Here is a 13,019-nt window from a genome sequence, read left to right as displayed (position 1 = left end):
CCAGCGTCGACAGGAGGGCCGGTGGTCAGGAGTGGATTGTCTTGGTCCAGATGTCGCTCGTGACGTCTGGGCGCATGCCGGCGCCTGTGTAGAGGGCGACCGCCGGGGTTGGGTTGCCGGCGTCTACGTGCAGGATCGTGCCGGTGCGGCCGGCGGCGGCGTCGACCGCGAACGCGTTCTGCAGGAGGAACTTGGCCAGGCCCCGGCCGCGGGCGGACGGTACGACGCCCAGTCGGCCGATATACCCGCAGTTGTCGGTGCTGAGGAAGTTGTGGTTGCACTCGGTCATCCCGACCGCCCGGCCGTCGACCTCGACGACCGTCACCTGCGACCAGTCGAACGTCGACCGGCTCTCGCGCGATGCGGCCCAGTCCTCGAACGGTCGCGGCAGGGTCCCGGGCTGGTCCGCGAAAGCTTCCATCAGTACGTCGTGCGCCGCCCGGCGGCTCGCCTCGTCCGGAGCGCCGCGCCGTACGACGACGCCCTCCGGTACGGCCGGTGGTGGCACCGGGCCGTCGAAGGTGATGCGCATCCGATGCGTCGACGTACCGACCATGAAGCAGTGCGCCGCGGCCACCTTCGCGAGTCGATCGTCCTGCCGGATCACGCCGAGTCTGAGGATCACCTCGTCCCGGCCGATCTCGCGGGCGCGGCGCTCCGACCGGTCGAGCAGCCAGTCGAGGACGGCCGGGTCCTCGCTGAGGACGTCGAGATTCAGGTGGGTGCCGGCGGTGATCGCGACGGCCGTCGCGGAGCCGGCGAAGTCGCCGTCCGGGCCGAGCACCACCCACGCGTCGGTCGCCAGGTCGATGCCGGGATCCCGGAGGTAGTTGGCGACATCCTCCGGGCTGTGTTTCGGGAAACCGAGCAGCGCCGACGTGTAGACCCCGGACCGCTCCGCGATCAGCGCGGCGTCCTCCTGCCGCATCGGCCGAGCGGTGTAACCGGGCGGCCCGCCGCGACGGAGTCGCGGCGTCAATGCAGTCATGCGGCGGGCACCTCGCGTCGCCAGACCTCCATCACGAGGACGGCCTGCATACCGACCGACAGGTAAACTCCGAGTGCCGGCGTCGGGTTGTTGGTGTCGACGTGCAGGATCGTGCCGGTCCGGCCGGCGGCCGCGTCGAGCGCGAACTGGTCGCGGAGCAGGAACTTCGCGAGGCCTTTCCCGCGAGCCTTCTCGAGTACGCCGAGCCGCCCGATGTAGCCGCAGTTCTCGTCCTCGACGAACTGGTCGTTGCACAGCCGCATCGCGACCACCTCGCCGTCCAGTTCGAGCAGCGTCTGCTGGGACCAGTCGAACCCCGAGAAGTTCTCCAGCGAAGCGTGCCATTCCTCGTACGAGCGCGGCGAGAACCCGAACTGCCCTGCGAAACTGGCATTCAGTACGTCGTGCGCCGCCCGGCGGCTCGCCTCGTCCGGCGCGCCCCGCCGTACCGTGACGCCGTCCGGAACCGCGGGCGCCGGCACCGCCCCGTCGTGGTCGATCCGCATCCGGTGGAAGATCGTGCCGCGTTCGAACCCGTAGCCGGCCAGCCGTTCCTCGCGGGCCTTGTCGGCCTGGTAGTTGACGATATCGACGAGCACCACCGGGTGCCCGTACTCCGCGGCGAGCTCGGCTGCGCGGCGCTCGACCCGGTCGAGCAGAAAACGCTCCACGACGGGGTCGGTGGTGACGACATCGAGGTCGAGCTGGCGATGATCGCCCTTGCCGAAGACCGAGCCGTACCCGACCAGCCGGCCGTCGTCGAACACGAGCCAGCCGTCGGTCGCCGGGTCGAAGCCGGGCTCGGTGAGCTGGTCCTCCGCATCCTCGAGGGTGTAGTCGGCGAAGCCGATCACCGGGGTGTTGTAGGCGGCCACAAGGTCGAGGACCGCTTGCGCGTCCTCCTTCGACGGGGGCCGGACGGTGTAGGTGCTGGGCAGTACGGCGGTCATTCCCACATGGTGATGAACGACCGCCGTACTGTCCACGGCATTAAAGAGGCATCAGCACGCCTTGTCCCACTCCAGCTCACACGTGGTCTGGGCGGTTCGCAACGTGGACACGGCCGCGGGAGGTGCTTGGTCGGACCAGGACGCGAGCGTGACGCCGACGGCGTCCTCGATCGAACGCGGGCTGACCAGGTAGTTGTTGCTGATCATCGAGAACACCAGCTTCCGGCCGTCCTTGTTCGTCACGTACCCGGACAGCGAGGTGACGCCGGTGAGCGAGCCGGTCTTGCCGTGCAGGTTGTTGGCGGCCGGCGTGTTCTGCATCCGGCTGCGCAGCGTGCCGCCGACGAACCGATCCGGGTTGCCCGCGATCGGCAGCGCGTCGTACCACTGCTTCCACCAGGACTCTTTCTGCGCACCGATCAGTACGTCGGTGATCGAGTCCGCGGTCACGTTCACCTTGCGCGACAGACCGGAGCCGTCGGAGAGCCGGATCCGGCTGGTGTCGACGCCGATGCTCTTCGCGTAGGCGGTGACGACGCCCAGGCCGGACGACCAGGAGCCGTCCGCCTCGACGACGGCACCCATCGCCTTGACCAGCGTCTCGGCGTGCATGTTGTTCGAGAGCTTCAGGAACGGCGTCATCAGTTCGCCGACCGTCATCGACTCGTCCCGCGCCAGGCGCGTTGCACTCGCCGGAGTGGCCGCGTTCTTGATCCGTCCGCTGACGGAGATGCCCTGGGCGGACAACGCGCGCCGGAACACGTCAGCGGCGTACAGCTCGGGCTCCCAGACGGTCACCCATTCCTGGTCGACAGAGGCACCCAGCGGCAGCGAGCCGCTGACCCGGACCACATTGGTGCCGTGGTCGCGCTCGACGTTCAGCGTGTTCGAGGAACCAGCCGCGCCAGTCGTCGCGGTGTTGACGATCGTGAGTACGCCGTTCGCCGGGACCATGGTCAGCTGCACCGGCGCGCCGGCGGTCGCCCCGGGGCGGCTCTCGACGATCGCCGTACCGGAGTCGTAGTCCGTGTTCGGGGCGAGCGTGAGTGCGGAGATCTGGGCGTTGTAGTAGAACGGCTCGTCGTCCCAAGCCCAGCTGTCACCGAGACGGACGTGGTCGAAGTACGTGTCGTCCGCGATCAGGTCGCCGTACACCCGCCGTACGCCGGCCGCCTTGAGCTGCTTGGCCAGTGCCGCGTAGTCCGACTCGAGTGCGGTCGGGTCGCCGTACCCCTTCAGGTAGAGGTTGCCGAGCAGCTGTCCGCCGCGGACGGGCGCGCCGGCGAGGACGTCGGTGTGGAAGCGGTACGACGGGCCGAGGACGTGCATCGCGGCGGTCGAGCTGAACAGCTTGGTGTTCGACGCGGGCAGCATCCGCTGGCCGCCGTTCCGGTCGTACAGCGTCTCGCCGGTGGTCGCGTCGCGGACCACGAGCGCGACCTGCGAACCGTCGTACCGGCTGTCGTTCAACAGCCCGTCGAGCCGCTGCTGCAAAGCAGATGCCTGTACGGCGGTGGGCGCGGCGACGGACTGTGTCACGACCCCACCCACAGCGGCCGCGACCGCGGCGACCGCGGCGATCATCCCTCTCGGTAAACGACTCACGAGACACTCCCTCACCCCTGGCGGAAACCAACTAGCGGGAGTCAACACCTCGCAGTCGTCGGGGTCCAGGGATTGAGGTCTCGTGTTTCAGGTGAATCGATGGAAAAGTTCGTCCCACAGGTATCCGCCCCCACCTGAGGAGTCACACATGAGACGACTTCTGGCGGCCGCTCTGGCCGTCTTCAGCCTCACCGCCTTCCTGTCACCCGCGGTCCACGCCGCCACCACCGTGGCGGTCTTCCCGAGCGAGATCACCGGCGAGAACTTCCCCGACCCGGACGTCTTCGAGCAGAACGGCACCTGGTACGCCTACGCGACCAACGGCAGTCGCGGCACGCTTCCGGTCGCGACCGCCCCGAGCGCGAACGGGCCGTGGACGGTCCGCGGCGACGCGATGCCCGGCGGGCCGTCCAGCGCCTGGGCCCAGCCCGGCCGCACCTGGGCGCCGGACGTCTACCCGAACTCCGACGGCACCTACACCTTGACCTACACCGCCTGGCACAAGGCCTCCGGCCGCCAGTGCATCGGCGTGGCCACCGCAACGAGTCCGCTCGGGCCGTTCCAGCCGGTCGGTACGGCGCCGTTGATCTGCCCGCTCGACCTGGGCGGCGCGATCGACGCGAACACGTTCGTCGCGAACGACGGCACCCGGTACCTCGTCTGGAAGAACGACGGCAATGCCATCAGCCGGCCGTCGACGCTCTGGCTGACCCGTACGGCGAACAACGGTCGGAGTCTCGTCGGCGGCAACACCGCGATGCTTACCTCGAGCGGTGTGATCGAGGCGCCGGATCTCGTCCAGCGCGGCAGCCAGTACGTCCTGTTCTTCTCCGGCGGTGGGTACAACGACTGCAACTACCTGACGTCGTACGCGACCTCGACGAGTCTGAGCGGGCCGTGGACCACGGCGTACCGGCCGTTGATGACGACGGCGACGTTCGACAACCACGTCTGCGGCCCGGGTGGCGCGGACGTCGTCGGGGACAAGGTGTTCGTCCACGGCTGGGTGAACGGCGGACGGCATCTGTACGTCGCTGACGTCGGGTGGGCGAACGACTACCCGGTGGTGCGCGGGAGCCGGGTCCGGTACGAGGCGGAGCGCGGCACGCTCAACCACTGCGTCGTACGGTCGAACGCGGCCGGCGCGTCGGACGGGAAGGTCGTCGCGTACATCGACTACGCCGACTCGTGGGTGGAGAACACGGTGTTCGCGCCGGTCGCCGGCGGCTACACGCTGCATGTCGGGTACGCCAACGGTTCGGCGTCCACGGCGAGCCACGGTCTCGTTGTCAATGGCAACAATGCCGGTTCGGTCAGCTATCCGGTCACTGGCTGGGACAACTGGCAGCAGAGCTCGGTCTCCGTCACGCTCAACGCCGGCTGGAACACGATCCGGCTGACCAAGGGCACGCTCTACACGGAGGTTGACTACCTCGAGGTGCAGTAAATCCGTCTGTAGGACCCCGTACCCTCGTACTGGCACTGTGAGGTGCCGCAGGGCGACGGACGGGGAGCACGAAGCAGGCGATGGCGAAACCACCAGAACAGGTGTCGAAGAACAGGCGTGGACGTCCGGTGTGGCTGGACCTGCGCCGCACCGGACGCGGCCTGCAGGCGATGCTGGTCGGCGGCCTGCTGTCGTTGATCTCGCTGATCATCACGTTCTGGACGCTGCCGCAGATCAGCAGCGACGGCCGGCTCCCGATCCTCCGGCTGGTCGTCCTGCTGGCGGTGTTCTCGGTGCTGGTGCGCTGGGTGCTGGCCGGGGTCGCGGTGCTGATCGGCTCGCTCGGGGTGCTGATCGGCGGGCTGCTGTCACAGTTCGGAGTCGTCTACCTCGCCATCACCGTCGATCCCGGGGTGAGCCTGCACGGCGGGGTGGAGGCGCCGCTGCTGGTGTCGATCTGGATGGCGTCGGTGAGCGCCTTCGTCGGCTGGGTCGCGTACGCGGGCAGTGACGACGCGTACGTCGCGGAGGTGATGCGGGTCGTGCACCGCCGTGCCCGGCGGATCCAGCCCGCGTCGAAGACCGGGATGCTGATCATCCAGATCGACGGCCTGTCCGCCCCGCTGCTGAACTGGATGGTCCTGGCCGGCAACCTGCCGAACCTCGGCGGCTGGATCCGGGACGGCAAGCACTCGATGCTCGCCTGGCACACCGGCGTACCGGCCACGACCCCGGCGAGCCAGGCCGGGATCCTGCACGGCGGCTCCCGGCACATCCCGGCGTTCCGGTGGTACGAGAAGGAGACCGGCCGGGTGATGGTCACCAACCGCGGCCGGGACGCGGCGGAGATCGAGGCCCGGATGTCCACCGGCCGCGGCCTGCTCGCGGACGGCGGCGTCAGCATCAGCAACAACTGGTCCGGCGACGCGGACAAGTGCGAGCTGGTGTTCAGCCGGGCCTCCCTGCCGAACAGCCGCAGTCGCGGCTATGTGCGGTTCTTCTCCAGCCCGCAGGGCGCCGCGCGCGGCCTGGTGCTGTGCGTGGCCGAGATGGTCAAGGAGCTGCACCAGGCCCGCCGGCAGCGTGTCCGGCACCTGGTCCCGCGGGTGAAGCGCGGCGGCGCGTACATCTTCCTGCGCGCGGTCACCAATGTCCTGCTCCGCGACCTGAACGTCTCGCTGATCACCGACGAGCTGGTGAAGGGCACACCGGCCATCTACTGCGACTTCGTCGACTACGACGAGGTCGCGCACCACGCCGGCCCGACCCGCGCCGAGTCTCTGCAGACCCTCGAAGGTCTCGACCGGGTGCTCGGCGCGCTGCAGCGGATCATCGAGATCCTCCCGCACTCGTACGAGATCGTCGTGCTGTCGGACCACGGCCAGAGTCAGGGAGCGACATTCCTGCAGCGCTACGGCCGGACACTCGCCGAGGTCGTCGACGACCTCGTCGACACCACCAAGGAGCCGGTCGCGGCGGTCGGCAAGTCCGAGGGCTGGGGCCCGGTGAACGCGTTCCTGACCGAGCTGAGCATGCGCCGCAGCGTCGCCGGGTCCGTGACCCGTAGGGCGCTGCACGTGAAGACCGGCGAGGTCGAGCTCGGCCCGAAGGACTGCGAGCCGATGATCGCCGCGGACGAGCAGATGGTCGTCACCGCGTCCGGCAACCTGGCGCTGATCTACCTCGCGACGACGCCCGGCCGGGTGCCGCTGGAGGAGATCGAGCTGCTGCACCCGAAGCTGATCCCGGGCCTCGCGACCCATCCCGGGATCGGGTTCGTCGTGGTCGACTCGCTCGCCGAGGGACCGGTCGCGATCGGACGGGCCGGGGTCCGGGTCCTGCGGTCCGGCCGGGTGGAGGGTGAGGACCCGCTGGCGGCGTACGGCGAACTTGCGGCGCCGTCGTTGCTCCACCAGGCGGAGATGCCGCACAACGGTGACCTGGTGGTGGTCAGCCGGCTGGACGAGTACACCCACGAGGTGGCGGCGTTCGAGGAACTGGTCGGGTGCCACGGCGGGATCGGCGGCTGGCAGACCGAGGCGGTTCTGGTACACCCGAGTCGCTGGGTGCTGAACGAGCCTCCCGTAGGCTCCGACGCGGTCCACGAAGTGCTCATCGACTGGCTGGAGAAGCTGGGACAGCGCAAGGACCTACCGGTCGAGTCGAAGGTGGAGGCCTGAAGCGTGCGAGTGACATGCGGGTGACATGCGAGTGACATGGTGGGGGCATGCCACCACCACGATCGAGGCGAACGGCACGCGGCTCCTGACAGATCCGGTGCTGACCTCGCGGATCGCGCACCTGCGCCGCCGCCGCGGCCCGACGCCGGCCGCCGAGGCGGGTCAGTGCGACGCGGTCCTGATCTCGCACCTGCATGCCGACCACCTGCACCTCACGTCGCTGCCGTTCATCGCGCCGGACGCCGCGCTGATCGTGCCCCGCGGTGCGGCCAGGCTCATCCACGCCGACAGCGGGCCGATGTACTCGGACCGCTGTATCGAGGTTGCGCCCGGCAATCAGGTCCGGATCGGGTCGCTCGAGATCACCGCCGTCACGGCCCACCACGACGAGCGGCGGCTGCCGTGGTCGTCGTACGCCGCCCAGCCGCTCGGGTACCGGGTCGACGGCTCGTCGAGTGTCTGGTTCGCGGGGGACACCGATCTGTACGACGACCTCGCGGCCGAGACCGGCGCGATCGATCTCGCGCTGGTGCCCGTGGGGGGATGGGGACCGTCGCTCGGGCCGGGGCACCTGGACCCGATCCGTGCTGCCGAGGCGGTGCGGCGGGTCGGTGCGTCGACGGCGGTGCCGGTACATTTCGGGACGTTCTGGCCGATCGGTCTCGACTGGGTCAAACCGGAGCTGTTCCTGCCACCGGGGGACAGGTTCAAGGCTGCGATGACCGAGGTGGATCCCGCGGTGAAGGTGGAGGTTCTGGTGCCGGGCGAGTCGATCGAGGTGCCTACGTGACGGGTGACACCAGGTTCGATCTCTGGTACTTGTTCGCGTTGGCCGGTGCGGTCCTGATCGGAGCGGTGCTGCCCGTGTTGCCGACCGGCGCCGCGGTGTCGGCTGGCGCCGTACTGGCGTCGCACAGCAATCCGATCGGGCTGGTCGGCGTACTGATCGCGGGCGCGGCCGGAGCGTACGTCGGGGACCTGATCGTGTACGCCGGATGCCGGTTCGGTGGCGAACGACTGGCGAAGCGGGTCGGGTGGTTGCGCAACAACGGGTCGCTGGACGCGCTCCGGGAGCGGCTGGCCGAGCACGAGATCAGCGTCCTGCTCACGTCCCGGCTGATCCCGGGCGGCCGGGTCCCGGTGCTGCTCGCGGCCGGGCTCGCCGGTTACAAATGGGAGCGGTTCGCGCTCGTCGACCTGTTCGCGTCATCGTTGTGGGCGGCGGTCTACATGGCGATCGGCCTGCTCGGCTACGCGCTCTTCGACGAGCCGTGGCAGGGCGTCGTGGCAGCGATCGTGCTGGTCATCCTCACCACAGTGGTGAGCAGTCTGATCCAGCGCGCCCGGCGTAAATCACACGCCGAATGACGCGTTGCGGAGCCGCTCGACCGTCTCCGCGTCGCCGTCCAGCTGTACGTCGGCCACCTGCTGCCGCCCGAAGCAGAACAGCACCAGCTCGCCGGGCTCGCCCGTCACGGTGACAGAACCGTTGTCGTTCGGCCGCTTCGCGACGGCCGTCGTACCGTCCGTCCGCTTCAGCACCAGGCCGCTCGGCGCCTTCCGCATCATCGTCTTCGCCGCCAGCCGGACCGCCTTCCACAGCGCGTCCTGCTGCTCGGCCGGAAGGTCGCGGACGTCGTACGACGGCTGGGCGCGGCGGACGTCCTCGTGGTGGACGAAGTACTCGGTCGTGTTGAGCTGGTGCCCGAGCTTCGGCAGCGCGTAGATCGAGACCGGCGGCGGGCCGTTGCGTACCTTGCCGACGACCTCCGCGAAGCCGTAGCGCTCCTTGGCCCGCTGCATCCGTCTCTCGGTGGTGTCCGCGAGCGCCGGGATCATGATCCCGGGGCCCGCCATCGGGTCCGCTTCCCGGACGTACAGGTGGACCGCGAGGTCGTAGGCGTCCCAGCCGTCACACAGCGTCGGAGCGGCGGGACCGACTTCCTCGAACAGGTCACACAGAGCGAGTCGTTCTACCCGGCTGTAGTCGGTCACATATCCGATCGTAGTTGTCTGTAGCGGGTGGCAGAATGTCAATCGTTGTCATGCCTGTGTCCCACATATGCACCTGACTGTCCTGGAGTGTGTCTTGCCTGTGCCGAAAGTCCCAGACAAGGGCGGCGTCACCCGGAGAGGTTTCGGGGTGTTGCGGGTGGCGATCTGGGAGGAGCCGGGCATCTTCGCGCTGTCCGTGCTCGCCGCCATGCTGTACGGCGCGATGACCGTGGCCGGCGGCTGGGCGCTCGGCTGGTCCACCGATCACCTGATCCGCCCGTCGTTCGAGCGCGGTGACACCACCGGAGGCACGATCGCGGCGCTGATCTCGCTGTTCATGGGGATCGCGATCCTGAACGCGATCGGGGTCGTCGGACGGCGGCTCGGGGCCGGTGTGATGCAGTTCCGCCTGCAGGCGACGTACCGCCGCCGGGTCACCCGGCAGTACCTGAAGCTGCCGCTGGAGTGGCACCACCAGCACTCGACCGGCATGTTGCTGTCGAACGCCAACGCCGACGTGGAGTCGACCTGGTTCGTGATCGCGCCGCTGCCGATGGCGATCGGCGTCATCGCGATGCTGGTGTTCGCGACCGTCGCGATGTTCGCGGCCGATGTGTGGCTCGCGCTGGTGGGATGCCTGGTGTTCCCGCTGGTGTTCGTCGCGAACGTGATCTTCCAGCGCTACCTGCAGCCGCTCGCGACCCGGGCGCAGCAGCTCCGCGCGGACGTCTCCGAGGTCGCGCACGAGTCGTTCGACGGCGCGCTGGTGGTGAAGACGCTGGGCCGGGAGGCCGCCGAGACGGAGCGGTTCCGCGCGCCGACGTACGCGCTGCGCGACGCGAACATCGCGGTGAACAAGGCCCGCGGCATGTTCGACCCGGTGATCGACGGCCTGCCCAGGCTCGGCGTACTCGCGGTGCTGCTGGTCGGCGTCGGGCGGGTGCGGTCCGGCGGTGCGGACGCGGGCGACGTGGTCCAGGTGGCGTTCCTGTTCACGCTGATCGGTTTCCCGATCCGGGCGCTCGGCTGGGTGCTCGGTGAGCTTCCGCGGTCGGTCGTCGGGTGGGACCGCGTGCAACGGGTGCTGACGGCCGAGGGCGGGACGGAGTACGGCGAGGCGCGGCTGACGTCGACGAAGGCGGCCCGGCTGCAGGTCGCCGGCGTCCGGTTCGGGTACCTGCCGGAGCGCGACGTACTCGCCGGGGTGGACTTCACGATCGAGCCCGGCCGGACCGTCGCGGTCGTCGGGCCGACGGGAGCCGGGAAGTCGACGCTGACGACGCTGCTGACCCGGCTCGTCGACCCGGAGCAGGGTGCGGTGAAGATCGACGGGATCGACCTGCGAGACCTCGCGCGTGACGAACTGGCCGGATCGGTCGCGCTCGTCGCGCAGACCGCGTTCCTGTTCGACGACACGATCCGCGGCAACATCACGCTCGGCGGGGACTACAGCGACGACGACGTGTTGGACGCGCTGCGGATCGCGCAGGGCGACGGCTTCGTGAAAGCCCTGCAGGACGGGCTGGACACCAAGGTCGGCGAGCGCGGTACGACGCTTTCCGGCGGGCAGCGGCAGCGGATCGCGCTGGCGCGGGCGCTGGTACGGCGGCCGCGGCTGCTGATCCTGGACGACGCGACGAGCGCGGTCGACCCGCAGGTCGAGGCGCGGATCCTGGCCGGACTGCGATCCGCCGTCCAGTCGTCGGGGCAGGACGACACCGGTGCGGCGACGACCGTGCTGGTGATCGCCTATCGCAAAGCGACGATCTCGCTCGCCGACGAGGTGCTGTTCCTCGACGAAGGCCGGATCCAGGCGCACGGGACGCACACCGAGCTGCAGGCTTCGACGCCGGCCTACCGGGACCTGGTCGACGCGTACGAGAAGGACACCGAGCGCCGCCTGGAAGAAGCCCAAGAGGATGCGCAGCTTGATTCGGAAGGGGTTTCAGCGTGAGCGCGGCGGAAGCTTCGCGGCTTGACCACGGCGACAACGCGGGCGGACTGCAGACCCTCAAGGACGGTCTGAAGGTCTCGCCCGAGCTCGCGCGCGGGTGGTGGCTGACCGGGCTCCTCGCGCTGACGATGACGGCCGGGCGGATCGTCGTACCGATCGCCGTACAGCAGACCATCGACAAGGGTCTGTCCGGCCCGGGCGGTCCGGATACGTCGTACGTCGCCTGGATGTGCCTGATCTGCGCGGTGGGCGTGATCCTCACCGCGGGAGCGTCGTACCTGACGACCGTGCGGCTCGCGGTCAACTCGGAGCACGGGCTGGCGACGATGCGGATCAAGGCGTTCCGGCACGTGCACGACCTGCCGGTGCTGACCCAGAGCACCGAGCGGCGCGGGGCGCTGGTCAGCCGGGTCACGTCGGACGTGGACACGGTGTCGCAGTTCCTGCAGTTCGGCGGGTTCATCTTCCTGGTCAGCCTCGGGCAGATGCTGCTCGCGACGATCGTGATGTTCTTCTACTCGTGGCAGCTCGCGCTGGTCGTGCTCGCCTGCTTCATCCCGCTGTTCGGCAGCCTGAAGTACCTGCAGCGCGCGATGTCGAAGGCGTACGGCGTGGTGCGGGCGAAGGTCGGCGAGATGCTGTCCGCGATCGCCGAGCCGGTGGTCGGCGCGCAGGTCGTCCGCTCGTACGCCATCGAGCAGCGCACGCAGGACCGGATCGACGCGTCGATCGAGGACTACCGCCGTACGGCGACGAAGGCGCAGGCGCTCACCGGTCTGACGTTCTCGATCGGCGGTCTGGCCGCCGGTCTCGCGAACGCCGGCGTACTGACGGTCGGCGTACTGCTCGGCATCGACAAGCAGGCGACGCTCGGCGAGCTGCTCGCGTTCATGTTCCTGGTGGCCCTGTTCTCGGACCCGGTGCAGATCGCCACGCAGGTGCTGACGGATGCGCAGAGTGCGTTCGCCGGCTGGCGCCGGGTGCTCGGTGTGATCGCGACGCCGGCCGATGTCGCGGACCCGGGCGAGGACGGCGTGAAGCAGGCGCGCGGGCCGATCACGGTCGAGTTCGACGACGTCGATTTCGCTTATCCGGAAGGCGAACTGGTGCTGCGTGACGTCGACGTACGGATCGAACCGCATCGGCGGGTCGCGGTGGTCGGGGAGACCGGGTCCGGCAAGACGACGTTCGCGAAGTTGCTGACCCGGTTGATGGATCCGACGTCCGGGGCGGTGCGGCTGGACGGGGTGGACGCCCGCGAGATCTCCTTCGAGTCGCTGCGGGAGCGGGTCGTGATGGTGCCGCAGGACGGGTACCTGTTCGACGCGTCGCTGGCCGAGAACGTGCGGTTCGGGCGGCCCGAGGTGACGGATGCGGAGCTGGTCACGGCGTTCGAGTCGCTCGGACTGACGGACTGGCTGGAGTCGCTGCCGGACGGCCTGCAGTCGCCGGTCGGTCAGCGCGGCGAGTCGCTGTCGGCGGGGGAGCGGCAGCTGGTGGCCCTGGTCCGCGCGAACATCGCCGACCCGGACCTGCTCGTGCTCGACGAGGCGACCTCAGCGGTCGACCCCGGCACCGAGGTGCGGGTGAACGCGGCACTGGAGCGTTTGATGTCCGGCCGTACGTCGGTCACCATCGCGCACCGCCTGTCGACGGCCGAGGCAGCCGACGAGGTCCTGGTCTTCGACGAGGGCAAGATCGTGGAACGCGGCCCGCACGCCGAACTCGTCGGCGCAGGCGGCGTCTACACCCGCCTGCACGACAGCTGGATCGCTCAGCGCAGCGCCCTCTAATTTGCCTGGCTGACCAGGCAAATTGCCTGGTCAGCCAGCCAAGTCCGGGGTTTGTCACCCACTTTCAGGGTGTAGAACCCCTCATTTGCCTGGCCGACCAGGCAAAC

At 69.2% G+C, this 13,019-nt stretch carries 10 protein-coding genes; 6 read left to right on the top strand and 4 right to left on the bottom strand.

Going from position 1 to position 13,019, the window contains the following annotated elements:
- Nucleotides 1-25: 25 nt before the first annotated feature.
- From EV647_RS03440 to dacB, 3 genes are read right to left on the bottom strand one after another with little or no spacing between them, the layout of a single operon-like run.
- Nucleotides 26-988 (bottom strand): GNAT family N-acetyltransferase, encoded by a 963-nt coding sequence (locus EV647_RS03440; protein WP_133998272.1) that lies wholly within the window; start codon nucleotides 986-988, stop codon nucleotides 26-28.
- Nucleotides 985-1,938 (bottom strand): GNAT family N-acetyltransferase, encoded by a 954-nt coding sequence (locus tag EV647_RS03435; RefSeq protein WP_133998269.1) that lies wholly within the window; start codon nucleotides 1,936-1,938, stop codon nucleotides 985-987. Before EV647_RS03435 ends, EV647_RS03440 begins: the two co-directional genes overlap by 4 nt.
- Before the next feature lie 51 nt (nucleotides 1,939-1,989).
- Entirely contained in the window at nucleotides 1,990-3,543 is a 1,554-nt protein-coding gene (gene dacB, locus EV647_RS03430; protein ID WP_238177013.1) for a D-alanyl-D-alanine carboxypeptidase/D-alanyl-D-alanine-endopeptidase, read from the bottom strand.
- Nucleotides 3,544-3,691: 148 nt separating this feature from the next.
- On the opposite strand from dacB, the gene EV647_RS03425 reads away from it, so the two are divergent.
- The 4 genes from EV647_RS03425 to EV647_RS03410 all read left to right on the top strand — a co-directional run bounded on the left by EV647_RS03425 (nucleotide 3,692) and on the right by EV647_RS03410 (nucleotide 8,538).
- A complete protein-coding gene (locus EV647_RS03425) occupies nucleotides 3,692-4,990 on the top strand; it encodes a family 43 glycosylhydrolase (RefSeq protein ID WP_133998266.1) in 1,299 nt (432 codons plus the stop codon).
- Between the two features lie 80 nt (nucleotides 4,991-5,070).
- Nucleotides 5,071-7,170, top strand: a complete 2,100-nt coding sequence (locus EV647_RS03420) for an alkaline phosphatase family protein (RefSeq protein WP_133998262.1) — start codon at nucleotides 5,071-5,073, stop codon at nucleotides 7,168-7,170.
- Between the two features lie 25 nt (nucleotides 7,171-7,195).
- Nucleotides 7,196-7,960, top strand: coding sequence for an MBL fold metallo-hydrolase (locus tag EV647_RS03415; RefSeq protein WP_133998259.1), 765 nt, complete (start codon nucleotides 7,196-7,198; stop codon nucleotides 7,958-7,960).
- Nucleotides 7,957-8,538, top strand: coding sequence for a DedA family protein (locus EV647_RS03410; protein ID WP_133998256.1), 582 nt, complete (start codon nucleotides 7,957-7,959; stop codon nucleotides 8,536-8,538). The genes EV647_RS03415 and EV647_RS03410 overlap by 4 nt, the downstream gene beginning before the upstream one ends.
- Here the strand turns inward: EV647_RS03410 and EV647_RS03405 are convergent.
- Nucleotides 8,524-9,165 carry a TIGR03085 family metal-binding protein gene (locus EV647_RS03405; protein ID WP_133998253.1) on the bottom strand — a complete coding sequence of 214 codons (642 nt, stop codon included), beginning with the start codon at nucleotides 9,163-9,165 and terminating at the stop codon, nucleotides 8,524-8,526. The two genes, EV647_RS03410 and EV647_RS03405, sit on opposite strands and share 15 nt — an antisense overlap.
- 100 nt (nucleotides 9,166-9,265) lie before the next feature.
- Here EV647_RS03405 and EV647_RS03400 point away from each other — a divergent pair, with 100 nt between their 5' ends.
- On the top strand, nucleotides 9,266-11,119 hold the full coding sequence (locus tag EV647_RS03400) for an ABC transporter ATP-binding protein (protein WP_370342248.1): 1,854 nt from the start codon (nucleotides 9,266-9,268) through the stop codon (nucleotides 11,117-11,119).
- Complete coding sequence (locus EV647_RS03395) at nucleotides 11,116-12,912, top strand: ABC transporter ATP-binding protein (protein ID WP_133998247.1); 1,797 nt, start codon at nucleotides 11,116-11,118, stop codon at nucleotides 12,910-12,912. Before EV647_RS03400 ends, EV647_RS03395 begins: the two co-directional genes overlap by 4 nt.
- The last annotated feature ends 107 nt before the right edge of the window (nucleotides 12,913-13,019 follow it).

Source organism: Kribbella sp. VKM Ac-2566, from assembly GCF_004366005.1.
Lineage (GTDB): Bacteria > Actinomycetota > Actinomycetes > Propionibacteriales > Kribbellaceae > Kribbella > Kribbella pratensis.
This window is presented reverse-complemented; position numbering and strand designations above follow the sequence as displayed.